The sequence below is a fragment of the Telluria sp. PB2R4 genome, assembly GCF_059685695.1.
On record NZ_JCASIC010000015.1, the window covers coordinates 1 to 26,472 of the forward strand.

At 65.8% G+C, this 26,472-nt stretch carries 23 protein-coding genes, 1 rRNA gene and 1 pseudogene; 13 read left to right on the plus strand and 12 right to left on the minus strand.

What is annotated here, in order from left to right; translation table 11 throughout:
* A 5S ribosomal RNA gene (rrf, locus tag AC56LU_RS20810) occupies window positions 1-102 on the plus strand; the annotation flags it as partial.
* A 119-nt stretch (window positions 103-221) separates the two neighbouring features.
* On the opposite strand, the gene AC56LU_RS20815 is transcribed toward rrf, so the two are convergent.
* The 5 genes from AC56LU_RS20815 to AC56LU_RS20835 form a co-directional block, all read right to left on the minus strand.
* A complete protein-coding gene (locus tag AC56LU_RS20815) occupies window positions 222-563 on the minus strand; it encodes a DUF1840 domain-containing protein (RefSeq protein WP_497177524.1) in 342 nt (113 codons plus the stop codon).
* 81 nt (window positions 564-644) lie between these two features.
* A complete protein-coding gene (locus AC56LU_RS20820) occupies window positions 645-2,195 on the minus strand; it encodes a putative ABC transporter permease subunit (RefSeq protein ID WP_497177525.1) in 1,551 nt (516 codons plus the stop codon).
* The gene (locus AC56LU_RS20825; protein WP_497177526.1) at window positions 2,192-2,929 is read right to left on the minus strand and encodes an ABC transporter ATP-binding protein; all 738 of its coding nucleotides are present in this window, start codon (window positions 2,927-2,929) and stop codon (window positions 2,192-2,194) included. The genes AC56LU_RS20820 and AC56LU_RS20825 overlap by 4 nt, the downstream gene beginning before the upstream one ends.
* Window positions 2,926-3,432: a hypothetical protein gene (locus AC56LU_RS20830; RefSeq protein WP_497177527.1), complete on the minus strand. Its 507-nt coding sequence runs from the start codon at window positions 3,430-3,432 to the stop codon at window positions 2,926-2,928. Before AC56LU_RS20830 ends, AC56LU_RS20825 begins: the two co-directional genes overlap by 4 nt.
* A 52-nt stretch (window positions 3,433-3,484) precedes the next feature.
* Window positions 3,485-5,002, minus strand: a complete 1,518-nt coding sequence (locus AC56LU_RS20835; RefSeq protein ID WP_497177528.1) for a YifB family Mg chelatase-like AAA ATPase — start codon at window positions 5,000-5,002, stop codon at window positions 3,485-3,487.
* 300 nt (window positions 5,003-5,302) lie between these two features.
* On the opposite strand from AC56LU_RS20835, the gene AC56LU_RS20840 reads away from it, so the two are divergent.
* On the plus strand, window positions 5,303-8,116 hold the full coding sequence (locus AC56LU_RS20840) for a M16 family metallopeptidase (RefSeq protein WP_497177529.1): 2,814 nt from the start codon (window positions 5,303-5,305) through the stop codon (window positions 8,114-8,116).
* A 69-nt stretch (window positions 8,117-8,185) separates the two neighbouring features.
* Here AC56LU_RS20840 and AC56LU_RS20845 read toward each other — a convergent pair whose 3' ends face one another.
* The 3 genes from AC56LU_RS20845 to AC56LU_RS20855 are packed head-to-tail and all read right to left on the minus strand — an operon-like array spanning window position 8,186 to window position 11,526.
* The gene (locus AC56LU_RS20845) at window positions 8,186-8,566 is read right to left on the minus strand and encodes a SirB2 family protein (protein WP_497177530.1); all 381 of its coding nucleotides are present in this window, start codon (window positions 8,564-8,566) and stop codon (window positions 8,186-8,188) included.
* Between the two features lie 36 nt (window positions 8,567-8,602).
* Window positions 8,603-10,243: a glycoside hydrolase family 43 protein gene (locus AC56LU_RS20850; protein ID WP_497177531.1), complete on the minus strand. Its 1,641-nt coding sequence runs from the start codon at window positions 10,241-10,243 to the stop codon at window positions 8,603-8,605.
* Complete coding sequence (locus AC56LU_RS20855; protein WP_497177532.1) at window positions 10,240-11,526, minus strand: MFS transporter; 1,287 nt, start codon at window positions 11,524-11,526, stop codon at window positions 10,240-10,242. The genes AC56LU_RS20850 and AC56LU_RS20855 overlap by 4 nt, the downstream gene beginning before the upstream one ends.
* 181 nt (window positions 11,527-11,707) lie before the next feature.
* On the opposite strand from AC56LU_RS20855, the gene AC56LU_RS20860 reads away from it, so the two are divergent.
* The gene (locus AC56LU_RS20860; protein ID WP_497177533.1) at window positions 11,708-12,196 is read left to right on the plus strand and encodes a hypothetical protein; all 489 of its coding nucleotides are present in this window, start codon (window positions 11,708-11,710) and stop codon (window positions 12,194-12,196) included.
* Window positions 12,197-12,217: 21 nt separating this feature from the next.
* On the opposite strand, the gene AC56LU_RS20865 is transcribed toward AC56LU_RS20860, so the two are convergent.
* Both AC56LU_RS20865 and AC56LU_RS20870 read right to left on the minus strand, forming a co-directional pair.
* Window positions 12,218-14,713, minus strand: a complete 2,496-nt coding sequence (locus tag AC56LU_RS20865) for an adenosylcobalamin-dependent ribonucleoside-diphosphate reductase (RefSeq protein ID WP_497177534.1) — start codon at window positions 14,711-14,713, stop codon at window positions 12,218-12,220.
* Between the two features lie 147 nt (window positions 14,714-14,860).
* Window positions 14,861-15,094, minus strand: a pseudogene (locus AC56LU_RS20870) (accessory factor UbiK family protein); the annotation flags it as partial.
* A gap of 310 nt (window positions 15,095-15,404) precedes the next feature.
* Between AC56LU_RS20870 and AC56LU_RS20875 the strand changes: the two are divergent.
* From AC56LU_RS20875 to gshA, 4 genes are all read left to right on the plus strand, one after another.
* On the plus strand, window positions 15,405-16,139 hold the full coding sequence (locus AC56LU_RS20875) for a TorF family putative porin (protein WP_497177535.1): 735 nt from the start codon (window positions 15,405-15,407) through the stop codon (window positions 16,137-16,139).
* A gap of 18 nt (window positions 16,140-16,157) precedes the next feature.
* Window positions 16,158-16,496, plus strand: coding sequence for a P-II family nitrogen regulator (glnK, locus tag AC56LU_RS20880; RefSeq protein WP_036247637.1), 339 nt, complete (start codon window positions 16,158-16,160; stop codon window positions 16,494-16,496).
* Between the two features lie 10 nt (window positions 16,497-16,506).
* Window positions 16,507-17,904, plus strand: a complete 1,398-nt coding sequence (gene amt / locus AC56LU_RS20885) for an ammonium transporter (RefSeq protein ID WP_497177536.1) — start codon at window positions 16,507-16,509, stop codon at window positions 17,902-17,904.
* Window positions 17,905-18,040: 136 nt separating this feature from the next.
* Window positions 18,041-19,342: a glutamate--cysteine ligase gene (gene gshA / locus AC56LU_RS20890; RefSeq protein ID WP_497177537.1), complete on the plus strand. Its 1,302-nt coding sequence runs from the start codon at window positions 18,041-18,043 to the stop codon at window positions 19,340-19,342.
* 18 nt (window positions 19,343-19,360) lie between these two features.
* Here gshA and AC56LU_RS20895 read toward each other — a convergent pair whose 3' ends face one another.
* Both AC56LU_RS20895 and AC56LU_RS20900 read right to left on the minus strand, forming a co-directional pair.
* Window positions 19,361-20,008, minus strand: coding sequence for a DUF4272 domain-containing protein (locus tag AC56LU_RS20895; RefSeq protein ID WP_497177538.1), 648 nt, complete (start codon window positions 20,006-20,008; stop codon window positions 19,361-19,363).
* A 60-nt stretch (window positions 20,009-20,068) separates the two neighbouring features.
* Window positions 20,069-20,797, minus strand: a complete 729-nt coding sequence (locus AC56LU_RS20900; protein WP_497177539.1) for a class I SAM-dependent methyltransferase — start codon at window positions 20,795-20,797, stop codon at window positions 20,069-20,071.
* Window positions 20,798-20,975: 178 nt separating this feature from the next.
* Between AC56LU_RS20900 and gshB the strand changes: the two genes are divergently transcribed.
* The 6 genes from gshB to metW all read left to right on the plus strand — a co-directional run bounded on the left by gshB (window position 20,976) and on the right by metW (window position 26,341).
* On the plus strand, window positions 20,976-21,938 hold the full coding sequence (gene gshB, locus AC56LU_RS20905) for a glutathione synthase (protein WP_497177540.1): 963 nt from the start codon (window positions 20,976-20,978) through the stop codon (window positions 21,936-21,938).
* Window position 21,939: 1 nt separating this feature from the next.
* The gene (locus AC56LU_RS20910) at window positions 21,940-22,347 is read left to right on the plus strand and encodes a PTS sugar transporter subunit IIA (RefSeq protein ID WP_497177541.1); all 408 of its coding nucleotides are present in this window, start codon (window positions 21,940-21,942) and stop codon (window positions 22,345-22,347) included.
* Between the two features lie 53 nt (window positions 22,348-22,400).
* Window positions 22,401-22,670 carry an HPr family phosphocarrier protein gene (locus AC56LU_RS20915; protein WP_497177542.1) on the plus strand — a complete coding sequence of 90 codons (270 nt, stop codon included), beginning with the start codon at window positions 22,401-22,403 and terminating at the stop codon, window positions 22,668-22,670.
* A gap of 41 nt (window positions 22,671-22,711) precedes the next feature.
* Window positions 22,712-24,493, plus strand: coding sequence for a phosphoenolpyruvate--protein phosphotransferase (gene ptsP, locus AC56LU_RS20920; RefSeq protein WP_497177543.1), 1,782 nt, complete (start codon window positions 22,712-22,714; stop codon window positions 24,491-24,493).
* Between the two features lie 70 nt (window positions 24,494-24,563).
* The gene (gene metX / locus AC56LU_RS20925) at window positions 24,564-25,727 is read left to right on the plus strand and encodes a homoserine O-succinyltransferase MetX (protein ID WP_497177544.1); all 1,164 of its coding nucleotides are present in this window, start codon (window positions 24,564-24,566) and stop codon (window positions 25,725-25,727) included.
* On the plus strand, window positions 25,724-26,341 hold the full coding sequence (gene metW / locus AC56LU_RS20930; RefSeq protein ID WP_497177545.1) for a methionine biosynthesis protein MetW: 618 nt from the start codon (window positions 25,724-25,726) through the stop codon (window positions 26,339-26,341). Before metX ends, metW begins: the two co-directional genes overlap by 4 nt.
* Window positions 26,342-26,472: the final 131 nt, after the last annotated feature.

Consider the following 26,472-nt stretch of genomic DNA (forward strand, 5'->3'; position numbering starts at 1 on the left):
TAGCAAGTCGGTCCCACCCCTTCCCATCCCGAACAGGACCGTGAAACGACTTTGCGCCGATGATAGTGCTGCAACCAGTGTGAAAGTAGGTTATCGTCAGGCTAGTTATAAGAAAAAGCCCGCTAGTGATCTAGCGGGCTTTTTTGCTTTGTGCCTGCGCTTTCGCTTCTGCGTGAAAAAGCGGGGCCGCAGCCCCGCCTGTCGATCCGGCTACAGTGCGCTCACACCCCCCACAACACATCGGTATGCTGGTCCCGCGCCGAACGCAGCATTTCGAGCAGGGGATACGCACGCGTCGAGAAGGTGACGACTTCGATCGGTTCGTGGTCGTTATCCTCGGTTTCGCCATGATGCGCATGGACGTCGCGCTCGACCTGTTCCGAGACCTGGTGCTTGCGGCTTTCGTCGATTTCGCCCTCGAGCAGCGCGACCGCGCGCGGCGCTTCTTCGGCGGTAATGACACCGCGCTCGGTATCCTTATGCAGCAGGTCGAGGATGCGCTTGGCATGTTCCTGATACATCAAGACCTCAGGATAGGACTTGCATTTAAATGTGATCAACATGGCTGTGCCCATTTATTTGTTGGTGATGATAGTGACTAAACGATAACACGACTTGAGGATACGTTCACTCCACGCACGCACTCAATGCGGCGATCGGCGCATGAACCAGGAAAAGGCCAGGGTCGCGAGCACCGCCATGGCGGCCAAGGACGCGCCGGCGAGGGTTTTGTCGGACGCAGCATTCGTGATCGACGCCATACACCACCCCAGCCCGCCCCAGGACAGGCTGTTGAACATTCCCAGGATCGAGGTAAACAGGTCGCCCTTTCCCCGCGCGAGGTAATCGCTGCGCAGCCCGGGACGTCCGCACCAGTGCACGATGAGCGCCGCCGTGCAGACGGCGCCGCCGACAGTGCCCGCAGCCGCTAGTCCTGCGATCGGCACACGCATCACCAGCCAGGCAAGGGGGATCAGCACCAGTGCCAGCGATGGCAGGACCGCTGCCGCGAGCTTGGCAACGCGGATCGTGCGCTCTGGCGCCGGCGACAGGCGCAGCAAGTCCGGTGCGTCTTCCGCCGCCACGACGATCCATGCCAGCGAAGCGGTCAGCGAGCTGCACAATAGCGTGATACCCGCCGCAAGTGCCGGCAACTGCACGTCGCTGCGCTTGAAAATGATGAAGAACAGCGGCAGCAGATAGATCAGCTGCAGGGCGACCTGCGAGATCAGATGCGGATCCCGGGCGATCAGGCGCCATTCCTTGAACAGCACCGTTATGAACAGGCTGCGGCCGAAGCGGACACGTACGTCCCCGGCAGGCCGACGCGCCGCGCGGCTGATCGAGGCTGCCTGCTGGAGCCCGTGGACGAAGAAGCGGTGCGTCCTCGCGGCGGTGAACACGAACGCTGCCGCGGCCATGGCGACGGTGCCCAGCAGCGGCAGCGGCTCGCCCAGCAGGGCGCGGCCCGGCAGCCATACCGGACTCGCCGCGCCAAGCGCGCCGTCGTCGGCAAACGCGTGCGCGAACGCGGCAGCCGCGCGCACTTCCATCCCGCTCGAGAACTGCGCGAACAACTGCGACAGGATGAAGATCATGGCCCCGGCCAGCGCGCCGATCACCTGCGCGACGATGCGCGTGCGCCGTGCGCCGATGAGCCGCACCAGGCCCAGCGTCATCAGCATGGCGGCGCAGGCGACGACCGTCGCCATTCCCAGCAGGACCGGATACAGGGCGAGCCAGCGCACGTGCCCGAGCAGCGCTCCCGCGTGGGCAAATGGCGCCAGGAAGAACAGGTAGAGGGCGGCGCTGCCCGCGGCGACCGTGCCGAGCCGCACCGCGAAAATGCTGTGCGAGGGCAGGGGCGAGGACAGCAGCAGGTCGAGGTCGCCGCGTTCGAATAGCACCAGCACGCTGGACTTCAGGCTGCTCGACAGCATGAAGGTCATGCAGCCGAACAGCAGCGCGGTCAGCGCCACCAGTACGCGCGGATCGCGCATATCGATGCCGGCGGTCCGTGAGACCACGAAGAAGGCCAGCGCATGCAGGGCCAGCCACACCAGCCCGATGGTGAGCAGCCCGGCCATGCCCGGACGGCGCGATGACTTGCCCGGCTTGCCAGAGCCCGCGCTGAACCACAGCAGCCGGACTTCATGCCGGAACAGCCAGAGGATGCTGCCGGGTTGCATGCTCATGCCTGCCTGGTCAGCTGCAGGAACACGTCTTCGAGGCTCGCCCCGCTGGTGCGTTCGCGCAGCTCGGCCAGCGTGCCTTCGGCGATCAGGCGGCCCTGGCGGATGATGCCGATGCGCTGCGCCAGCCGTTCCGCCACTTCGAGGATGTGGGTGGTGAGGATGACGGTGCCGCCCTTGGCGACGTGCGACAGCAGCAGGTCCTTGACCTGGCGCGCCGCCGCCGCATCGAGTCCGGTCAGGGGTTCGTCGAGGATCAGCAGCTCGGGCTCGTGGATGAGCGCCCCGGCCAGCGCCAGCTTCTGCTTCATCCCGCGCGAAAAGCCTTCGGTCAGTTCGTGCGCGTGCGGGCTCAGGTCCAGCCAGTCGAGCAGCTGGCGCGCCCGAGCTTCGGCCTCGCGTGCATCCACGCCCCACAGTCCGGCCACGAATTCGAGGTACTCGGTCGGCTTGAGCTTCCCGTACAGCATGGGGTCGTCCGGCAGGTAGGCCAGCCGGCGCTTGGCTTCGCGCGGCGCCTGCGCCAGGTCGATGCCGAATACCTCGATATGTCCGGCGTCCGGCGCGACCAGGCCGGTCACCATGCGCAGCGTGGTGGTCTTGCCGGCGCCGTTGGGGCCGAGCAGGGCATACAGCTCGCCGCGGCGCACGGTCAGGTCCAGCGCGTCGACCGCCGGGCGGCCAAACGACTTGGAAAGTCCGGTGGTCCGCAGGGCCGGGGCAGCGTCCGCCATCATTGCGGCTTGAACGAGGACAGGAATTGTTCGGTCTGCTCGGGCGGCATGGCGCCCGGCGTGCCCAGCACGATCACTTGGTACATGCGCGTCCCTTTGGCAACGAAGCGTCCCACCAGGCGCACCGGGCCCTGGTTGCCCTTGCCAACCGCGTCGACGACCAGCGCCCCGTCCTTGTCGGCATCCAGGGCCTTGGCAGCATCGGCCCCGATGTTGCGTAGCAGCGCCTGGCGCATCGCGGGCAGGGTGGCCTGGGCCTGCGCCGCATCCGGCGCCACCGCGGTGCCGACGGCGAAGGTCGAGCCATCCACCTCGGCGGCGGTCATGGTCATGTCGACCTTGATCCCGCCTAGGTCGATGGCGCGGGTGTGTGTCGCCGGCTTGGCGGGGAACAGTACGCGGAAGGCGCCGTCGGCGGCCGTAAAGTCGCGCCAGTTGTAGGTCGGCGAACAGCCCGCCAGCACGGCGGCCGCCACGAAAGCGTAAAGCAGTTGTTTGATGTGCATGCCACGATGGTAACAGGAGGCGTGGCTAGCGCCTACCGGGCGCATTGCACGCTCACGTCTCCCTGAGCACGCGCCGGTACTGGATCGCTTCGGCGATATGCCCGGCTTCGACGTTCTCGGCTCCGCCCAGGTCGGCCACCGTGCGCGCCACCTTGAGCACACGGTGGTAGGCGCGCGCCGACCAGTGCAGCTGCTGCATCGCGGCGCGCAGCAGGCGCTCGCCGGCCGCATCCGGACGGCAGTAGCGGTCGATCTCGCGCGGCGCCAGGCGACCGTTCGGCCGGCCTTGCCGCGCCAGCTGCCGCGCATGCCCCTGCGCGACGCGGGCGGCGATCGCGGCGCTGCCCTCGCCGTCGGCCCGCGCACCGATGCCGTCCGCCGGCATGGCGGCCACCATCAGCTGGATGTCGATGCGGTCGAGCAGCGGCCCGGAGACGCGGCCCTGGTAGCGTTGCGCCGCTTCGGCCGTGCAGCGGCACTTGCCGGAAGGGTGGCCGAGCCAGCCGCAGGGGCAGGGATTCATCGCCGCCACCAGCTGGAAGCGGGCCGGAAAGTCGGCCTGGTGGGCCGCGCGCGAGATCGTGATCTGGCCCGATTCGAGCGGCTCGCGCAGCACTTCGAGCACCCGGCGGTCGAACTCCGGCAGCTCGTCCAGGAACAGCACGCCATGGTGGGCCAGCGATACCTCGCCGGGACGCGGCGGGCTGCCGCCGCCGACCAGCGCGACGCTCGATGCCGTGTGGTGCGGACTGCGAAACGGACGGAGGCGCCAGCGCTGCGGCGAGAAGCTGCCGGCGATCGACTGCACCGCGGCCGATTCCAGTGCCTCGTCCTCGCTCATCGGCGGCAGCAGGCCGGGAAAGCGCGCAGCCAGCATGCTTTTTCCCGCACCTGGCGGCCCGATCAGCAAGACCGAATGGATGCCCGCCGCCGCCACTTCCAGTGCGCGCTTGGCGCCCTGCTGTCCCTTCACTTCCGCAAAGTCCGGGTAGTCAACCGACGCTGCCGGCGCCCGGCCCTGGTGGCGCGCCAGCCGTGACTCGCCGGCGCCGTGGGCGAAGTGGGTGCAGACCTCGAGCAGGGTGCGTGCCGGATAGATGGCGGCGTCGGTCACCAGCGCCGCCTCGTCGGCATTTTCCAGCGGCAGGATGAAGGCGCGTGCGCCGCCTTGGTGCCGGCGCTGCATCGCGAAACTCATCGCCAGGGCACCGCGCACCGGCCGCAGTTCGCCCGACAGCGACAGTTCGCCGGCGAACTCGTAACGCGTCAAGGCTTCGCCCGGGATCTGCTGCGAGGCCGCGAGGATGCCCAGCGCGATGGCCAGGTCGAAGCGGCCGGATTCCTTGGGCAGGTCGGCCGGCGCCAGGTTGACCGTGATGCGTCGCGGCGGGATGGTGAAGCCGGAGTTCTGCAGTGCCGCGCGCACCCGGTCCTTGGCTTCGCGGACTTCGGCGTCGGGCAGGCCGACGATGGTGAACGCGGGGAGTCCGTTGGCGAGGTGGACTTCGACGTTGACGGCAGGCGCGTCCATGCCGGCGAGGGCACGGCTGCGCAATACGGCGAGACTCATGGAACCCCTTGCGAAAAGTGGACCGCCTGATATTGCGCCGTCACGCAAGCCTGTCATTGAGCGTTGCTAACTGTGCGTGGAGCTTGCCCATTGAAGCGCTCTTTATGGCTGCTGAATGAAATTTATCCTCGGCATTGACTTCCCCCATCCCGCGCTTCATTGTTGCGTGTCCAGCCGGGAGGCAATGAATCGTCATCGAGCCGATCGCTGCTCGACGCAGATACAAGGCCGCATGGAGACGTGAACGGCGTGATGCCGTCTTCTTCGTTGATACGTATGAATAAATCAGGATATAAAAACGTGAAAGTTCTCGTTGCACTCATGATCAGCGCCGGCATCCTCTCGCCGGTTTTTGCTGCGGATAAAACCCAGCCTGCGCCGCGCCAGGCCGGGCCTGCCATTCACAAGGATGTGGCCAAGGTCACGTCGGTCGAAGGCATCACCGAATACCGCCTCGCCAACGGCCTGCGGGTCCTGCTCTTCCCGGACGCGTCCAAGCCGACGCTGACCACCAACATGGTGTACATGGTGGGTTCGCGCCACGAGAACTACGGCGAGACCGGCATGGCGCACTTGCTCGAACACCTGCTGTTCAAGCCGACCGCCAATTTCGGCATCAAGAAGGGCAGCAAGAGCCCGGTCGAAGTGCTCAACGGGCTCGGCGCCGACTTCAATGGCACCACGTGGTACGACCGCACCAATTACTACGCGACCTTCCCGGCAAACGAGGCCAACCTGGCCACCATGCTGGCGCTCGAAGCGGACCGCATGATCAACGCCCCGATTTCGCAGGACGACCTGTGGAATTCAAAAGCCAACAAGGGCGAGATGACGGTGGTGCGCAACGAGTTCGAGATCGGCGAGAGCAACCCGTTCCGTGTCACGCTCCAGCGCCTGCAGGCCGTCGCCTTCGATTGGCACAACTATGGAAAATCGACCATCGGTGCACGTTCCGACATCGAACAGGTCAACATTCCGCGCCTGCGTGCTTTCTACAAGCAGTACTACCAGCCTGACAACGCCGTGTTGATCGTCGCCGGCCGCTTCGACGAAGCCAAGGTGCTGGCGCAGGTCAATAACCTGTTCGGCAAGATCCCGAAACCATCGCGCGTGATCCAGCCGACCTATACGCTCGAACCTGTGCAGGACGGCGAACGTTCCGTGACCGTGCGCCGCTCCGGCGGTACCCAGATCGTCGCCGCCGGCTACCACGTCGCCCCGAGCGGCCACCCGGATGCCGCTGCGCTGCAGGTGCTGGGCCGCGTGCTGACCGACGCGCCGTCGGGGCGCCTGCACAAGGCCCTGGTGGAAACCAAGCTGGCCACCGGCGTCAATGTCATGGCGGTGAGCAACCTCGAACCTGGCTACCGCATCTTCGGTGCGGTGGTGCCGAAGGGCCAGCCCCTGGCGCCAGCCCAGGATGCCTTGCTCAAGGTGTTGGAAGACCTGAAGTCGAATCCCGTGACCGAAGCGGAAGTGGCGCGCGCGCGCCAGGCCATTGCCAAGAACGTCGAACTGGCGATGAACGATAGCGCCAGCCTGACGATCGCCCTGACCGAGGCAATGGCGGCGGGCGATTGGCGCCTGTTCTTCGTGGGCCGCGACCAGGTCGAAAAGACCGACGCCAAGGCCGTCCAGGCAGCGGCCGAGAAATACCTGAAAGCGTCGAACCGCACGCTCGGCCTGTTCATCCCGACCGAGGCGGCGGACCGCACCGATGTGCCGGGCATGATCGATATCGCCGCCGTGGTCAAGGACTACAAGGGCCGGGCAGTGGTGGCGCAGGGAGAGGTGTTCGACCCGAGCCCCGCGAACATCGAATCGCGTACCCAGCGCTTCAAGCTGGCCAACGGTTTGAAAGGTGCACTGCTGCCCAAGAAAACCAAGGGCAACCTGGTCTCCGCGACGATGCGCCTGCGCTTCGGTTCCGAGGAAGCATTGCGCAACAAGGCGACGATCGGCAGCTTCACCGCGGGACTTCTGGCCTACGGCACCCAGGAGAAGTCGCGCCAGCAGCTCAAGGACAGCTTCGACAAGCTCAAGGCCCAGGTCCGCATTGCGGGTGGCGCCGAAGGCATCACCGCGTCGGTCACCACCACGCGCGAGAACCTGCCGGCCGTCATGGACCTGATGGCCGAGGTGTTAAGAAAGCCGGCGTTCGCGCCGACCGAGTTCGGCGAATTCCAGCGTGCGAACATCAATGCGACCGAGCAGGCGATTCCGGAGCCGAATCCGCAGGCCAGCGTTGCACTGTCCCGCCTGCTGGACACGACCCCGGAAGGCCACGTCAAGCATGCGATGACGCTTCAGGAAAAGCTTGCATCGCAAAAAGCGACGACCGCCGACGACGTGAAGGCTTTCCATGCCGCCTTCTACGGCGCGGACAACGCCACCTTCGCTGCGGTCGGCGACTTCGATCCGGCCGCCCTCAAGGCCCAGGTCGAACGCCTGTACGGCACCTGGCAGTCGCAGCAGAAGTACGTGCGCGTGCCAAGCACCGTCAAGCCGGTCGCAGGCCAGAAGCTGGCGCTCGAGACCCCGGACAAGGCCAGCAGCATGTTGCTGGCGGTGCATCCGGTCCCGATGAAGGACGATGCGCAAGCCTATCCTGCGCTGGTGATGGCGAACTACATGCTGGGCGGCGGCGCGCTGCGTTCGCGCCTGGCCGACCGCATTCGCCAGAAGGAAGGCCTGTCGTACGGCGTCGGTGCGCAGCTGAGCGTGCCTTCGCGCGATCCTGCCGGTGTCTGGTTGGCGTACGCGATGAGCGCCCCGCAGAACACGGCGAAGGTGGAATCCGTCCTGCGCGAAGAGCTCGAGCGCGCAGTGAAGGAAGGCTTCACCGAAGCCGAACTGCTCGAGGCAAAGAAGGGTTGGCTGCAGGCCGAGGAAGTGGCGCGCACCTCCGACGAGGCGCTTGCCGCCGGCTTGTCCGAATACCTGACGCTGGAGCGCACCCTGGCCTTCGACGCCGCGCTCGAGGACCAGGTACGCAAGCTGACGCTCGCGCAGGTCAACACCGCCATGCGGGAGTTCATCAAGCCGGCCGACATCTCGTTTGTCGCGGCAGGTGATTTTGCCAAGGCGGCAAAGGGCGGCGGCAGCGTCAAGTAAGACAACGCAGGCCCGTCTCACGAAAGCGCCCGGTTGATCCGGGCGCTTTTTTTTTCCGGGGAGAGCGGTTCAGCCCACGATCAGCGGATTCTTGGTAATGGCCACCGCGACGATATAGAGGAAGCTGGCCAGAGCAGCCACGAATGCCGCCTTGCGCACCTGGCGCGTGCGGCCACGCTTGAGCGCGACGGTGCCCAGCACGATGTAGGCCACCAGCGCCACCACCTTGGCCGTCAGCCACGGCATCTGGCCGGGGTACTGCTCGCTGACGATCGCCAGGCCGATGGCGCTCGCGAGCAGCAGTGTGTCGACGATATGCGGCGCGATCCTGACCCAGCGCTGCTGCAGGCGCGCCGAATCGCGCAGCATCCAGATGCCGCGGACCAGGAACAGCAGGCCGCTGAGGACCACGAAGGTGACGTGCAGGTGCTTGAGGGCGATGTAGGGCATGGCAGGTTCATGAGTTGGCAACCCGCGCAGTATGCCTCAGGTGGCCGCGCGCGGGTTGGCCGCGAAAGGGCGCTCCCGGTAATCGAAGTAATCGAAGTCCGCATGCAGGCCGGTGCCGGCCATGTCCTGGCACGCCATGCCCACGAAAGCGCCGGTGAAATTCGGCTGACCCGGCGCCGATGCTTCGTCCGACAGGATGCTGGCGTCGAAACTCTGCGCCAGCCATTGCCAGTCACCTTCCGGCAAGCGATAGCCGAACAGCAGCCGCTCCTCGTCGACCTCGACGCGCAGCTCGACCGGCCCGCCTGCCGGCAGCGGAATCGGCGCGGTGAAGGCGTCCGACTGCATGTGGTTCGGCAGGCTGCTCATCACGCGCAGGTGCCTGCCCACCTCGTCATCGTGCGTCAGGTACAGGTAGTGGAATTTCGCGGCGCCGTAGTAGCACACCAGGCCTGCTCCCTGCTGGTAGTGCTGCGGTTCGAAATCGAGCATCGTGGCGGCGCTGTAGCAATGCGATTCCTGCCGGCGCGCCACCAGGGCCTGGCGGAACTGGCTGCCGATGGATTCGCGGCCGAACAGGCGCAGGTGACCCGGCCGCGCGGCCAGGCTGAAGATCTCGTCGGGCCACGGGGTGCGCAGCCACTGGAAGGCAAGCGGCAGCTGCGGACAATCGAAATCTTCGCGCACGGGCTCGAGCGCGAACCGATGCACCGGCAGTTGCGGCGCCCGCGCCTGCAACTCGGGCGTGCCGAGACCGTCGCACGTGCGCAGCCAGCCGTCTTCGCCCCAGACCATCGGCTGGATCGCCGTCTCGCGGCCCAGCGTGCAGGCGCCGCGATTGCGCAGCGGGCGGCCGCACAGGTAGACCATGTAGGTCTCGCCATCCGGCGTCTCGACCAGGTCGGCATGTCCCGCGCGCTGCAGTAATGCGTCCGGCCGGCTGCGTGCGCTGAGGATGGTCTGGTCCGGGTGCAGCTCATAGGGCCCGCGCAGGTCGCGCGAACGCGCCATCGTCACGCCATGGTTCCAGCCGGTGCCGCCTTCCGCGGTGAGCAGGTAGTAACAGCCATCGCGCTGGTACAGGTGCGGCGCCTCGGTCAGCCCGTGCGGCGTGCCCTTGAAGATGTTCTCGCGCTGCCCGACCAGCTTGCGCTGCTCCACCGAGTATTCCTGCAGCACGATGCCGGCGAAACGCGTGCCGCCGGGCCGGTGGTCCCACAACTGGTTGAGCAGGTATTTGCGCCCATCGTCGTCGTGGAACAGCGAAGGATCGAAGCCGCTGCTGTTCAGGTGCACCGGGTCGGACCAGGGGCCGTCGATGGTCGGGCTGGTGACCAGGTAGTTGTGGAAGTCGCGCAGGGAGGCGCTGCCAGCCGCACCGCCGGTGGAGGTGCGTCCATAGCGCTTCACGTCCGTGTAGACCAGCCAGAACAGGCCGTCGGCCCAGGTGAGGCAGGGCGCCCACACGCCGCAGGAGTCGGGCGCGCCGAGCATGTTCAGCTGGCTCGGGCGGTTCAAGGGGCGGGCTGCGAGCCGCCAGTTGACCAGGTCGCGCGAATGGTGGATCTGCACGCCCGGATACCACTCGAAGGTGGAAGTGGCGATGTAGTAATCCTCGCCCACGCGCACGATGGACGGGTCGGGGTTGAAGCCGCGGAGAATCGGGTTGTGGATCATGCGGTTTGTTTGACGGGATCTACAGGAGCGTCGGCGTGCACGGGCTCGCGCACGAGCGTCCACAGGAGCACGGCGGCGAGCAGGTCGAGCACCGCCAGGCTGACGAAGAAGGGGGTGTAGCCTACGCTGCTCATCAAGCCGCCGATCAGCAGCGAGAAAATCAGCAGGCCCAGGTTGCCGAAGGTGCCGCACATGCCGGCCACGGTGGCCACTTCGTTGCGGCGGAACAGGTCGGAGGACATGGTGATGACGGTGACCGACAGCGTCTGGTGTGCGAAGCCGGCGAGGCTGAGCAGGGCGATCGCCGCGTAGGCGTTCTCCACGAAGCCCACGAAGGCCACGCCCATCATCATGACGGCGCCCATGGTGAAGGCGCCGCGCCGCGCATTGATCAGGCGTACGCCGCGTTTTTGCAGCCACAACACCACCGACGGGCCGAACAGGCAGCCCAGGTCCGCCGCGAGGAAGGGCAGCCAGGCGAACATGGCGATCTGCTTCAGGTCGAAGCCCCGCACCGTGGTGAGGTACAAGGGAACCCAGAAGGACAGCGTGCCCCAGGTCGGGTCTGCAAGGAAGCGCGGCAGCGCGATGCCCCAGAAGTTGCGCTGCTTGATGATGCTGGACACGGAGGGGCGCTTGCCGTCGCCTTCCAGGTGCCGTTCCTGGCCGGCTGCGATGTACTCGGCCTCGGCCTTCGACAAGCGGCGGTGGCGCGCCGGCGCATCGTACAGCAGCAGCCACACGGCCACCCACACCAGGCCGAGCGCCCCCGTGATCACGAATGCCGACTGCCAGTTATAGTGCAGGATGGCCCATACCACCAGCGGCGGCGCCAGCATCGACCCGAACGAGGCGCCGATGTTGTAGATGCCGCCCGCCATGCCGCGCTCCCTGGCAGGGAACCATTCGGACACGGCCTTCATTCCGGCCGGATTGGCCGAGCCTTCGGCCAGCCCCAGCAAGCCGCGCAGCACGGCCAGCATCTGCCAGTTGGTGGCGAAGCCATGCAGCATGCAGACCAGCGACCAGGCCACCGCGAACATCGCATAGCCGAACTTCAGGCCGATCACGTCCAGCACATAGCCGCATAAGGGCTGCAACATGATCGCTCCCTGGAAGGCCGCCGTGATGTACGAATACTCGGCGGTGCTGATACCGAGTTCCTTCAGCAGGGTGGGAGCGGCCACTGCCAGCGAGCTGCGGGTGAGGTAGTTAATGACCGCCCCCAGCATCACCAGGCTAATCATCCACCAGCGCAGCCCTCTAATCTTCCGATTGAACATGTTTGCGCAACCATCTAGTTGGGTTGGCAACGATACCACACAAATTTGGCGAAATGTTAGCGCAAACTTCTCGGTGCACTGTGCCGGGGAATCGATTCCATGCACCGAGGATTGCCGAGATGGGAAGAGCAGCATATGCTGTCCCTACATCCCTACATCCCTACATCATCAAGGAGGCGTCATGAAAAAACTGGTCGGCCTATTGGCGCTGTCTCTCGCAAGCGGCGCCGGCGTCGCGGCGATGCAGGACAGTACCGCCTCTTCGCGCGAGGCGGCCGTCGCCTTCTGGACCACGGGCTATGTCGGGGCGAAACTGGGCAGTACTGGCTGCGCGGCGCCACAGTTACCTCACGCGTCTGCGCTGAGCGGGAGCCAGCGCAGGACGATCAAGGCCATCCAGACCTGGCAGGAATGCCACCGTCGCCTGATCGGCGCCCTTGCTCCGGAATCAGCCCACAAGTTCATTCCCGCCGAGGTCCTCTCCACGATGACGCCAACCGAGCGCGAGACGGCCATCCGTCATGTCGCCGCGGTCCATGCGAAGCACGCCAGTTCGGTGCAAGCGGAAGCGTCCAGGGTCATCGCCGGCCAGGACGCATGGCGCAAGGCAGTGCAGCGCTACCTCGACGATTACCACGAGCGGGTCATCGTCTCGCGCAGCGACCACTAAGGACGCCCCGCTACGCGGGACTCAGCCGCATTCCCCCACGTAGTGGCACTCGTCGCAGCGGGTGCAGCCGTCGACCTTGCGCAGCGCGCGGGCGCCGCATTCCGGGCACCTGGCGCCGCTGACGGCGGGCAGGGCGCCGGACACGGTGGGGGGCTGCGGCTCGGTATCAGGCGCGACGCGGTCGGCGCGCTCATTGAAACGTTCCTGGAAGCGGCGCGCGAGCTCCGGCACCGGCAACCCGTTACCCCAGGCATCGAGGAAACCGCGCCGTATCAGCACCCGCTGCAGCATGAAGGCGATGGCCGCCACTTCCGAATCGTGGAACACCGGCACCTGGGTGCCGTCCTCGCGCGTCAGGTAACCGCAGCGCACCGGGCCTTTTTCCCACACCACGTCGCGCATGTCGGCCAGCGCCCGCGCAATCGGGCCGCCGGCGCGCGCCACCATCGACAGCAGGCGCATCGAGGCGCTGATCCACTGCTGCCCGCCGGTGCGCTGGTTCGAGGGCATGAAGAATTCGAAGGGGCGCTCGACCGTGACCTTCTTGCCGTCGTGGATGCCCTCGGCGCGGATGAAGCTGACGGTGAGGTAGGCGGTCTTGCGGCCTTCCTGGGTCGCATACTCGATCTTGGAGGTGACCGATTCCAGTTCGCCCAGCGGACGGCGCTCGAAGCGCTTGCGCAGCGGGTCGTCGTCCGGCGCCAATGAGAATGACGCCGAGGGCTCCGTGGCCGAGGGCTCCGTGCCGGTGGACAGCACGCTGCCCAGCACCGTGTTCGGCCGGTAGGTCGCCAGCCCCTTCAGGCCCGCATGCCAGGCCTGGCTGTACAGCTCGCGGAAGTCGTCGAAAGGATAGTCTTCCGGCACGTTGACGGTCTTCGAAATCGCGGTGTCCACGAGTGGCTGCACCGCCTGCACCATGCGCAGGTGGTCGATCGCGCGCATCTCGAGCGCGGTGACGAATTGCGGCGGCAGCGCTGACATGTCATGCCCCATCTGGCGGTACAGGCGCCAGGCGTGGTCTTCCACGTCGTAGCTGCGCATCGCCCCGTCCGGCATGCGTTTCTTGCGCTGGTAGGTCCAGGAATAGGGCGGCTCGATGCCGTTCGAGGCATTGTCGGCGAAGGCCAGCGAGATGGTGCCGGTCGGCGCGATCGACAGCAGGTGCGAGTTGCGGATGCCGTGCACGCGGACCGCTTCGCGCAGCCACTCCGGCAGGCGCCCGACAAACTGGCCGCGCAGGTACTTGTCGGCGTCGAACAGCGGGAACGGTCCCTTTTCCACTGCCAGCTCGACCGAGGTGGCATAGGCTGCATCGCGCAGCGTCTCGGCGATGCGCGTCGCCATGGCCCGGCCGGCGTCGGAATCGTAGCGCAGCCCCAGCATGACCAGGGCGCTGCCCAGGCCCAGGAAGCCAAGGCCGATGCGGCGCTTGGCCTGCGACTCCGCAAGCTGCTGCGGCAGCGGCCATTCGGTGGCGTCCAGCACCAGGTCGAGCATGCGCACGCCCACTGCGGCGACCTCGCACATGCGCTCGAAATCGAATTGCGGGCTGGCGCCGAACGGATCAAGCACGAAGGCGGTGAGGTTGACCGAACCCAGGTCGCAGCAGCCGTAGCCGGGCAGGGGCTGCTCGCCGCAGGGATTGGTGGCGCGCAGTTCTTCCGCATACCAGAGGTTGTTTTCAAGATTCATGCGGTCGACAAACAGCACGCCCGGCTCGGCGTGATCGTAGGTCGAGGCGATGATCTTGTCCCACAGCGCGCGCGCGCGGACCTGGCGGTAGACCCAGCGGCCATCTTCACGGCGGACCGCGCCGGCGGCATCCTCCTCGCCCGGCTCGGCGCGGTGGACCAGGTCGAATATCGCGTCGCTGTCGACCGCGCGCATGAACTCGTCGGTCACGCCGACCGAGATATTGAAGTTGGTGAGCCCGCCCTCGTCCTTGGCGGCGATGAAGCGCTCGATGTCGGGGTGGTCGATGCGCAGCACGCCCATCTGGGCGCCGCGCCGGGCGCCGGCCGATTCCACCGTGCGGCACGAGGCGTCGAACACTTCCATGTAAGAGACTGGGCCGGAGGCGCGCGAGCGCGTGCCGCGGACCTTGCTGCCCATCGGGCGGATCGCGCTGAAATCGTAGCCCACGCCGCCGCCGCGGCGCATGGTCTCGGCCGATTCAAGCAGGGCAGTGTAGATGCCCGGCAGGCCGTCGTCGCTGCCGGAGATGGAATCGCCCACCGGCTGGACGAAACAGTTGATGAGGGTCGCCTGCAGGCCCAGGCCGGCGGCCGAGTTGATGCGTCCGGCGGGCACGAAGCCCTGCTCCTGGGCCCAGAGGAAGCGCGCCTCGAGTTCCGCGCGCCGGTCTGCGGGTTCGAGCGCCGCCAGGGCGCGCGCGACGCGCCGGCGTACGTCGAGGATGCCGTTTTCCTGGCCCTTGGCGTATTTCTCGCGCAGGACGTCGAGCGAGACTTCCTGCGGCGGGAGCGGGCCGGGCGGCCGGCCGATCGCGTTCATGGCGTTACCAACGCCGAGGGAGGATCAGGGCTTGTCGATGATGATGTGCGGCGCGGCCGGGTCGGTGGCGCCGGGAAGCGGGGCCCCGGCTGCGGCCGAGGCAGTCGAGGCGGCCGACGCAGCCGAAGAGGAAGATGTTCCCTGCGCGCCCAGGCGTGCTTCCAGGTCCACCACGCGCAGTTCCAGCGCTTCGAGCTTGGCGCGGGTCTTGGCCAGCACCTGGGCCTGGATGTCGAACTCTTCGCGGGTGACCAGGTCAAGCTTGGAGAAGCCCTGGGTCATCATCGCCTTGACGTTTTTCTCGATGTCCTTGGCCGGCGAGTTATCCAGCGCCTGGTTGATCTTGCCCTGGATGTCGTTGAAGAAGCTGTTCATGTCCATTTCCTTTCAGTCGGATCGCGCTGCACCACGACGGTGCGCAGTACGCCGCTTTTGGTGCGCCGCGCCGTGGCACCTGCCCGGCGCGCGGGGTTCCTGGGTTGTTCGAGTTGCAAATGGGGCGGATGGCTGACAAAAACAAGGTCTTTACGGCCTTTTGCCAACATTCCCATCACTTTTTTGAGCTGGCACGCATCCTGCTAAAGAGTTGGCAGGCGTGTAGCAAACAAGATTGTAAACCGCAACAGCCTGCGCCACGGTTCAGCCGACGAATTAGCCGATGAGCGCAGATGTTGAAAATAAGGGGAATGTCATGAAGTGCAACACTAAAGTAGCAGCAGTCAGCCTGGCCATCATGGCCTGTTCGAGCATCCCTGCCTTTGCGCAGGAAGCTGCCCCTGAGCATCAAATCAGCTACAACGCCGCCATTACCAGCGACTACCGTTACCGCGGCCTGTCGCAAACCCGGTTAGACCCGGCGCTGCAAGGCGGCGTCGACTACGTGCATGCCCCATCCGGCCTGTACGTGGGAACCTGGCTGTCCACCATCAAATGGACGAAAGATCTCGGCGGCGACGGCGATATCGAATGGGACGTCTATGGCGGCAAGCGCGGCCAGTTGGCCGAGAACGTCACGTACGACGTCGGCGGCCTGTACTACTGGTATCCGTCGAATGACCTGAACCCGCGCGCGAACACCTTCGAACTGTACGCCCGCATCGGCCTCGGGCCGGGCTACGTCAAGTATTCGCACTCGACCACCAACCTGTTCGGCACCGCCGACAGCAAGCGCAGCGGTTACCTGGACCTCGGCCTCGACCTCGACGTCTACGAAGGCTACATCCTCAACCTGCATGCCGGGCGCCAGGAAGTCAACAACAACAGCATGTACTCGTACACCGATTACAAAGTCGGGTTTACCAAGGATTTCGGCCTGGCCACGGTATCGCTGGCCTGGATCAAGGGCAACACCAAGGCCTACCGCAGCCCGGACGGCGAGAACCTGGGCAAGTCGGCAGCCGTGCTGACCGTGTCCAAAACTTTCTAAGAGTAAAGAGGCATCACCATGAAAATGATTACCGCCATCATCAAGCCCTTCAAGCTGGACGAAGTCCGTGAAGCGCTGTCGGAGATCAACGTACAGGGCATGACTGTGACCGAGGTGAAAGGCTTCGGTCGCCAGAAAGGCCACACCGAGCTGTATCGCGGCGCGGAGTACGTGGTCGATTTCCTCCCGAAGATCAAGATCGAGGCCGCGGTCGACGACGCCGTGGTCGACCAGGTGATCGACGCCATCTCGGGCGCCGCCCGCACCGGCAAGATCGGTGACGGCAAGATTTTCGTGGCCGACCTCAACCAGGTCATCCGTATCCGTACCGGCGAGACCGGCAACGAAGCACTGTAAGGGGAACCCGATGAAGATCTCAACAAAAATCCTCGCCGGCCTCTTCGCCGCCGGCCTGGCGCTGCCGGCACTCGCGGCACCCAGCATCAACAAGGGCGACACCGCCTGGATGTTCGTCTCCACGCTGCTGGTCATCATGATGGCGATTCCCGGCCTGGCGCTGTTCTACGGCGGCCTGGTGCGCGCCAAGAACATGCTGTCGGTGCTGATGCAGGTGTTCATGGTGTTCTCGCTGATCATCGTGCTGTGGTGCCTGTATGGTTACTCGCTGGCCTTCACGCAGGGCAATGCCTTCATCGGCGGCTTCGACCGCGTCTTCCTGAACGGTATCTACGATGCCGCGGCCGGCACCTTCAGCCAGGCTGGTACCTTCAGCAAGGAGACGATGATCCCCGAGTTCATCTTCGTCGCCTTCCAGGGCAGCTTCGCTGCGCTGACCTGCGCCCTGGTCGTCGGCGCCTTCGCCGAGCGCGTGCGCTTCGCGGCGGTGCTGCTGTTCTCGGTGCTGTGGTTCACCTTCGGCTACCTGCCGGTGGCCCACATGGTCTGGTTCTGGGCCGGCCCTGATGCGATCCAGGACGCCGCCACCCTGGCGACCGTCACCTCGAATGCCGGCTTCCTGTGGGGGCATGGCGCGCTCGACTTCGCCGGCGGCACCGTGGTGCACATCAACGCGGCGGTGGCCGGCCTGGTCGGGGCCTATGTGATCGGCAAGCGCATCGGCCTGGGCCGCGAATCGATGGCTCCGCACTCGCTGACCATGACCATGATCGGCGGCTCGCTGCTGTGGGTCGGCTGGTTCGGCTTCAACGCCGGTTCGGCACTGGAAGCGGGCGACGTCGCTGCGCTGGCCTTCATCAACACCCTGCTGGCGACCGCCGGTGCCGCCGTGTCGTGGATGTTCGGCGAGTGGCTCCTGAAGGGCAAGCCGTCGCTGCTGGGCGCGGTCTCCGGCGCGGTCTCGGGCCTGGTGGTGATCACCCCGGGCGCCGGCTTCGTCGGCCCGATGGGCGGCCTGCTGATGGGCCTGGTGGGTGGCGTGGTCTGCCTGTGGGGTGTGACCGGCCTGAAGCGCCTGCTGGGCGCCGACGATTCGCTCGACGTGTTCGGCGTGCACGGTGTGGGTGGGATCCTGGGTGCGCTCCTCACTGGCGTGTTCGCTTCGCCGGCGCTGGGCGGGCAGGGCATCTGGGACTATGTTGCCAACAAGGGCTCGCCGGACTACTCGATCTCCGGGCAGCTGTTGGTGCAGGCCGAGGCAGTGGGCGTCACCGTCGTGTGGTCGGCAGTGGTGGCCTTCATCGCCTTCAAGCTGGTGGATGTGCTGATCGGCCTGCGCGTACCGGCGGATGCCGAGCGCGAAGGCCTGGACATCACCAGCCACGGCGAATCGGCTTACCACCTGTAAGCGGTTTTTGAAGGACGAAGGCGCCTGCGGGCGCCTTTTTTTTCGTTTGCAGCAATATGCAGACTTTAAACAAGCTTATTCGTCCATATATGAGGCTACCGATATAATTCAAAAAAGCCACTACTAGGACGCTCCCATGGTTCCGCACCTCGCCACCGCCCTGACCGGTCCCCTCCTGGATCTGGAAAAGAAAATTCTCGAAGCCACGCCCGCCATCGAGCGCTGGTTCCGCCTCGAGTGGCAGGAGCATACGCCGCCGTTCTATTGCTCGGTGGACCTGCGCAATGCCGGCTACAAGCTGGCGCCGGTCGACACCAACCTGTTCCCGGGCGGCTTCAACAACCTGTCCACCGAGATGCTGCCGCTGACGGTGCAGGCCGCCATGGCCGCGATCGACAAGTATTGCCCGGACGCGCGCAACCTCCTGATGATCCCGGAAGTCCACACGCGCAATCCGATGTACCTGCAAAATGTGGCGCGCCTGATGCAGATCTTCCGCCAGACCGGCCTGCACGTGCGCCTCGGCTCGCTGTCGCCGGAAGTCACCCAGCCGACTCCGCTGGCGCTGCCGGATGGGAACATGCTGGTGGTCGAGCCGCTGGTGCGCTCACCGAACGGGCGCCGCGTCGGCCTGGCTGATTTCGACCCCTGCACCATCCTGCTGAATAACGACCTGTCGAGCGGCATCCCGGCTATCCTGGAAAACATCCACGAGCAGTCGCTGCTGCCGCCGCTGCACGCAGGCTGGGCGCTGCGCCGCAAGAGCAACCACTTCAAGGCCTTCGACGAAGTGGCCAAGAAGTTCGGCAAGCTGATCGATATCGACCCGTGGCTGGTCAACCCGCTGCACAGCAAGGTCGGCGAGATCGACCTGCAGGAAGACGTCGGCACCGAGCAGCTGGCCGATGCCGTGTCGGCGCTGCTCTCCAAGATCAAGAAGAAGTACAAGGAATACGGCATGAAGGAGCAGAAGCCCTTCGTGATCGTGAAGCCCGACGCCGGCACCTACGGCATGGGCGTGATGACGGTAAAGGACGCCAGCGAAGTGCGCGACCTGAGCCGTGCGCAGCGCAACAAGATGACCGTCATCAAGGATGGCGTGGCGGTCAACGACATGATCGTGCAGGAAGGCGTGCCTACGTTCGAGTCCATCAACGACGCCGTGGCCGAGCCGGTGGTGTACATGATCGACCGCTACGTGGTGGGCGGCTTCTACCGTGTGCACGCCGAGCGCGGCATCGACCAGAACCTGAACGCGCCGGGTTCGCAGTACGTGCCGCTGGCCTTCGCCCAGCAGCACGCGATGCCGGACCTCAAGGCCAAGCCGGGCACGGCGGCCCCGAACCGCTTCTATGTGTACGGCGTGGTGGCGCGCCTGGGGCTGCTGGCGGCTTCGCTCGAACTGGAACGCACCGATCCGAATCCGGAAGTGTATTAGCGAGCGCTCGTTGGGCGCTCAGGTTTCGGTGGAGACGGCGTCCCAGTCGTCTTGGCTCTCGTAGCCGATCATCCAGTTCGCCGCATGGTGCCACTCCAGCACCATGCCGGGGTTCAGGCCGGCAGGTGGTTCACGGCCGTTCAGCTGGGCGTCGCGCACCGCCCAGTGCAGGCGGTAGAGCAGATCGGCCCAGTCCAGGATCTCGGCCTTGCCGCGCAGGCGCAGCGCCTCGCGCAACATCGTGGCGTCGCCGAGGTCGTGGGGATAGAGCGGCAGGATGGTATCGACGCCGGATGCCTGCCGGGGCAGGGGGAGTGACTCGACCAGTCCGCCGCACCAGGCCAGGAACACCATCGCTTCCAGGCGCCAAGAAAAACGGATGACATCGTCCTGGGGCGGCGCGTCGGCGAAGACGAAGGCCGCTTCGTCGTCCGAGAGCCAGGCGCGGCGCTCGCCAACCGAGAGATAGTCTCTGAAATAGGCGTTCTTGCCCAGGGTGGCGGCGCCGACCACGCCCCACAGGGCCACCAGGCGGCGCCACAGTGCATCTTCCGAACGGAGGACAATGGTATCCTCGCCTTCGATCATCGGCAGCTGCGCGTTCACGGCAATGCCGCGCTCCCGCAACAGCGCTTCGCTGTTCGCCCTGCGTGTTTCTGGTGTCATGCCTTGCTCCGAAAGTCTTTGCAGGACAATAACACCGAAGGGCGAGCGCGCGGAGCGCGGCTACCCGCGGACGCGGTCGTCCCCCTTTTGCACCATGTACACGAAGTGCGAACGCAGCGGCGGCGCGATGGCGGTCAGCACATCGGGCAGCAGCCAGGAGAAGCGCGCCAGCAGCCGGTGGATCGGCGGCGCCAGCATCAGGCTGCGGTAGCGGCTGCGTGCACCGGGCCAGTAGGCGTCGAGTTCGGCGCGCGTCACCCTGCGCACGTTGCGGTTGCGCGGGTTGTCGTAGCGGAAATCGAACACCAGGCACCAGCCGCCGGGCCGCAGGGTACGCCACATCTGGTCGGCCAGTTCGCGCCGCAGTCCCGGATCGAGGACCGAGGAAAACACGGTCTGGGCCGTGACCAGGTCGAAGCCGCGCAGCCCCAGGGTGTCGAGGGTGCCGACGCGCCAGCTGACGCCTTCGGCCGTGAAATGGCGGGCGTAGTCGAGCCTGTCCGGCTGGAGTTCGGTGCCGGTCAGCTTGCCGGGGTCGGCGCCCCAGTCGATCAGCTGGCGCAGGAAACCGCCGGTGCCGCAGCCGACGTCGAGGACCCGCAAACCGCCGAGGTCGCTGCCCACGGTGTCGGAGAGAAGGGCGGCGAAAGCGCGCGAGCGCGTCGCCACCTGCTGCAGGATTTCCGGCCGGTGCCAGGCGTAGCGGTCCAGTGCCGCGCCGCCGTGCCAACGCCGGTACACGTCCTTGATGCGGTCCTGTTCCGCCTGTTTGTCTGTGTGTGCGCTCATGTGTTCATGGTCGCGCAGGACAAATATCAGGGTTTGAGGCGCCTCATATCGTCGAGCTGCGAACGCACAATTAAATATTTTGCATCTTCATGGTGCATCGGCCATTCCTAAAGCAGGGCCCGTCCGCGAGCTTTCGCGTTTCCGGATAAAATCAGGGCATTCCCCCAATGGATGCCCCATGAAAATCGCTTTCCTCGCCGACCCGCTCGCCACGTTCAAGATCTACAAGGATTCGACTTTCGCGATGATGCGCGAAGCCGCGAAACGCGGCCACGCCCTCTACGCTTTCGAGCAGCGCGACATGGTGCTGGAAGAAGGCGTGGTGACGGCGATCGTCACGCGCATCCACCTCACCGGCGAGCCGGACGCCTGGTACCGCGCCGACCGCCCGGAAAGCGTGCGGCTGTCCGAATTCGACGCCGTCATCGAGCGCAAGGATCCGCCCTTCGACATGGAATACGTGTACGGCACCTACCTGCTCGAGCTGGCCGAGCGCCAGGGCGCGCGCGTGTTCAACCGCCCGGGGGCGATCCGCGACCACAACGAGAAGCTCACCATCGGCCAGTTCAGCCAGTACACCTCGCCGACCCTGGTCAGCTCCGATCCGGCCCGGCTGCGCGGTTTCCATGAAAAACACGGCGACGTGATCTTCAAGCCGCTCGACGGCATGGGCGGCGCCGGCATCTTCCGCGTCAAGGATGACGGCATGAACCTGGGTTCGGTGATCGAATCGCTGACCGCCAACGGCAGGCACACGATCATGGCGCAGAAGTTCATCCCGGCCATCAAGCAGGGCGACAAGCGGGTGCTGGTCATCGATGGCAAGCCGGTGCCGTTTACGCTGGCGCGCATCCCGCAAGGGAACGAGGTGCGCGGCAACCTGGCCGCCGGCGGCCTGGGCGTTGCCATGCCGATTACCGAGCGCGAGCGCGAGATCGCCGAGGCGTTGGGGCCGGTATTGGCCGCGCGTGGCTTATTGCTGGTAGGATTGGATGTGATCGGCAATTTCCTGACCGAGGTGAACGTCACCAGCCCCACCTGCTTCCAGGAAATCGCCGACCAGACCGGATTCGACGTGGCCGCGATGTTCATCGACGCGGTCGAACTCAAGCTTACTGGCAACACCTTCGAGAAGCATTGACATGGTAGGCATCCTGCTGATGACCCACGCACCGCTGGGCCAGGCATTCATCGCGGCGGTGGCCCACGTATTCCGTGGCCCCACCGAACGGTTCGAGGCGATCGACGTGACCGCCGACCAGGACCTGGCGCAGGTAAACTGCCTCGCCAAGGAGGCGATCGCGCGCCTCGACGACGGCGACGGCGTACTGGTCATCACCGACATCAAGGGCGGCACCCCGTCCAACTGCTGCAACTCGCTGGCCGACGCCGGACATGTGGAAATCATCGCCGGCATCAGCCTGCCGATGCTGCTGCGTGCGATCACCTACCGCCGCGACACCCTCGATGTGGTGGTGGAGATGGCCCTGGCCGGCGCCCAGAACGGCGCCGTGCGGGTGGATAACCGGATCCGCGTCGGATCGAGCTGAACCCAAACCGAACCTACCGAACACACTTTTGGCCACGCGCACATAACGAGAACATGATTCAACAGGAACTGGAAATCATCAACAAGCTGGGCCTGCATGCCCGCGCCTCCGCCAAGTTCACCCAGCTGGCCGCCAGGTTCAAGAGCGACGTCTGGCTCACCCGTAACGGACGCCGCATCAATGCCAAGTCGATCATGGGCGTCATGATGCTCGCCGCCGGCAAGGGCGCGAAAGTGCTGCTCGAGGCCGACGGCCCGGACGAAGAAGCCTGCATCGCGGCCCTGTCCGGCCTGATCAACGACAAGTTCGGCGAAGGCGAGTAATGCCGCGCGAAGCGGCAGCTCCACGCCACACGGGACCTTCGATGGCATCGTTCACGCTCCACGGCATTCCGGTTTCGCGCGGCATCTCGATCGGCCGCGCGCACCTGCTCACGCCGGCCGCGCTCGACGTCAAGCACTACCTGGTCCCGGTCGAGCAGGTCGAGGCCGAGGTCGCGCGCCTGCAGCACGCCATCCTTGAGGTGCACCGCGGCCTGCAGGCCCTGTGGACCGAGCTGCCCAAGGATGCCCCGACCGAACTGGGCGCCTTCATCGACGTGCACGCGCTGATCCTGTCCGATCCGCTGATCTCGGAAGCGCCGCTCGACATCATCCGTACCCGCCACTACAACGCCGAATGGGCGCTGGTGACCCAGATCGACGAGTTGTCGGCCCAGTTCGACGAGATCGAGGACGAGTACCTGCGCGAGCGCAAGCACGACATCCAGCAGGTGGCCGAGCGGGTGCTGAAGGTCCTGATGGGCACCGCGCTCGAGATCCCGCCGCCGCTGGCGGGGGACGACCATGCGCCGCCGCAGATGATCGTGGTCGCCCACGACATCTCGCCGGCCGACATGCTGGCCTTCCGCGACCGCGACGGCGCGACGCGGTCGTTCATCGGCTTCGTCACCGATGCCGGCGGCCAGAATTCCCATACGGCGATCGTCGCGCGCTCGCTCGACATCCCGGCGGTGGTCGGCTTGAGCCAGGCCTCGCGCCTGGTCGAGCAGGACGACTGGGTGATCGTCGACGGCGACGCCGGCGTGGTGATCTGCAATCCGAGCCAGCTGGTGCTGGAGCAGTACCGCGCGCGCCAGGCCACCCTGACCAAGGCGCGCAAACGCCTGCTCAAGCTCAAGAAGACCCCGGCCGTCACCAAGGACGGCACCGCGATCACGCTGCTGGCCAACATCGAGCTGCCGGACGACTGCCCGGCGGCGCTGGAAGCCGGCGCGATGGGCGTCGGCCTGTTCCGCTCCGAATTCCTGTTCATGGGCCGCACCGGAAGCGGACTCGGGAGTGCTTTGCGCATCCCCGGCGAGGACGAGCAGTTCGAGCAGTACCGCAAGGCGGTGGTGGCCATGAAGGGCCGCCCGGTGACGATCCGCACCCTGGACGTCGGCGCCGACAAGCCGCTCGACCCGACCGAGCACACCGCGCTCAATCCGGCCCTGGGCCTGCGCGCGATCCGCTACTGCCTGGCCGAGCCCCAGCTGTTCCTGACCCAGCTGCGCGCGATCCTGCGTGCGTCGGCCTTCGGCAAGGTGCGGATCCTGATCCCGATGCTGGCGCATGCCTTCGAGATCGACCAGACGCTCGCCATGATCGAACAGGCCAAGCTGCAATTGCGCGAAGAGGGCGTCAAGTACGACCAGGGCGTGGAAGTCGGCGCCATGATCGAGATTCCCGCGGCCGCGCTGGCGCTGCCGATGTTCGTCAAGCGCATGAACTTCCTGTCGATCGGGACCAATGACCTGATCCAGTACACGCTGGCGATCGACCGCGTCGACTACGAAGTGGCGCACCTGTACAATCCGCTGCACCCGGCGGTGCTGATGCTGATCGCGCAGACCATCGCCACCGGCCAGAAGGCCGGCCTGGACGTCGCCGTGTGCGGCGAGATGGCGGGCGACACCAAGCTCACCCGCCTGCTGCTCGGCATGGGCCTGCGCGAATTCTCGATGCACCCGGCGCAGCTGCTGTCGGTGAAGCAGGAAATCCTGAACAGCGACCTGGCCGCGATCACGACGCGCACGCGCCGCATCCTGCGCTCGTTCGAGCCGAGCGAGATCGCCGCCGCCGTGGAGCAGCTGCAAGCCCTCTGAAGGTCCACCCGGCGCGGCTATTGCGGCCGCCCATGACAAGAACACTACGAGAACGACACGCACAGCATCCATGGGATCGATTGGAACAGTAACACCGCAGGCGATGCACTTCGCCGAGCCGCTGCGCCTGCAGAGCGGCGCCAGCATCGGCGACTACACGCTGATGTATGAAACCTATGGCAGCCTGAACGCCGACAAATCGAACGCGGTGCTGGTCTGCCACGCGCTCAACGCCTCGCACCACGTGGCCGGCACCTATGCCGACAAGCCGAAAAGCCAGGGCTGGTGGGACAACATGGTCGGGCCGGGCAAGCCGCTCGATACAAGCCGTTTCTTCGTCATCGGCGTCAATAACCTGGGCTCCTGCTTCGGCTCCACCGGCCCGATGCACCAGAACCCGGCCACCGGCAAGCCCTACGGCGCGGCCTTCCCGCTGCTGACGGTGGAGGACTGGGTGGCGGCGCAGGCGCGCCTGGCCGACCGCCTCGGCATCGAGCAGTTCGCTGCGGTGATGGGCGGCTCGCTGGGCGGCATGCAGGCCCTGTCGTGGAGCATCATGTTCCCCGAGCGCCTGCGCCACTGCATCGTGATCGCCTCCACGCCCAAGCTGTCGGCCCAGAACATCGCCTTCAACGACGTCGCGCGCCAGGCCATCCTGACCGATCCGGACTACCACGGCGGCGACTTCTACGAGCACGGCGTGGTGCCGAAGAACGGCCTGAAGGTGGCGCGCATGGTCGGCCACATCACCTACCTGTCGAACGACGACATGGCGGAGAAATTCGGCCGCAAGCTGCGCAACGCGGCCGAGACCGACGAGTACGCGTTCGACTTCGGCGTCGACTTCGAGATCGAATCCTACCTGCGCTACCAGGGCGACAAGTTCTCGGAATACTTCGACGCCAACACCTACCTGATCATCACCAAGGCGCTCGACTACTTCGACCCGGCGCGCGCCCATGGCGGCGACCTGACCAAGGCCCTGGCGGGAACCAAAGCGCAGTTCCTGGTGGCCTCGTTCAGCACCGACTGGCGCTTCTCGCCCGAGCGCAGCCGCGAGATCGTCGAGGCGCTGGTCTCGAACCGGCGCAAGGTCACCTACGCCGAGATCGATGCGCCGCACGGCCACGACGCCTTCCTGCTGGAAGATGCGCGCTACATGGCGGTGGTGCGCGCCTACTACGACCGGATTGCGGCCGAATTTGCCGGTAGCGTCGCAGGGGAGGCAGCATGAATTTCACCGACTTGCACTCGCTGCGCCCCGACCTGGCCTTCATCGCCGACTGGGTGCGCGACGGCGCCCATGTGCTGGACGTCGGCTGCGGCGACGGCGCCATGCTGCGCTACCTGGAACTCGGCAAGGGCTGTAGCGGCTACGGGGTCGAGATCGCCGACGACAAGGTGCTGGAGAGCACCCAGCGCGGCATCAACGTGATCCAGCACGACATGGAACAGGGCCTCGACCTGTTCCGCGACAACGCTTTCGACATGGTGCTGTGCCTGTCTTCGCTGCAGATGATGCAGCACGTCGAGGCGCGCCTGCGCGACATCGTGCGGGTCGGCCAGGAAGCCATCGTCTCGTTCCCGAACTTCGCCTACTGGCCACACCGCGTGGCCCTGATCCGCGGCCGGATGCCGGTCTCGCGCTCGCTGCCCTACCAGTGGTTCGACACGCCCAACGTGCGCTACGCAACCATCCACGACTTCAAGGACCTGGCCGAGAAGTGCGGGCTGGAAGTGCTCGAGTACGTCGCGCTGGCTGAAGGCAAGCCGGTGAGCTTCCTGCCGAACCTGCGCGGGAGCCTGGCGGTGTTTCGTCTGCGCAAGAAATCGGGCGTGGTCGCCTGAATTTGCTTGTCTTATGTGCGGTGGCGGCTTGAAGACAGGGCTTTGATCCCCGATCATCGGCAGCATAGGAGTTCCACCGAGTTACTTTCTTTGGAAATAGCGCCGCTAAGAACGGGCTATCGGTAACGAAA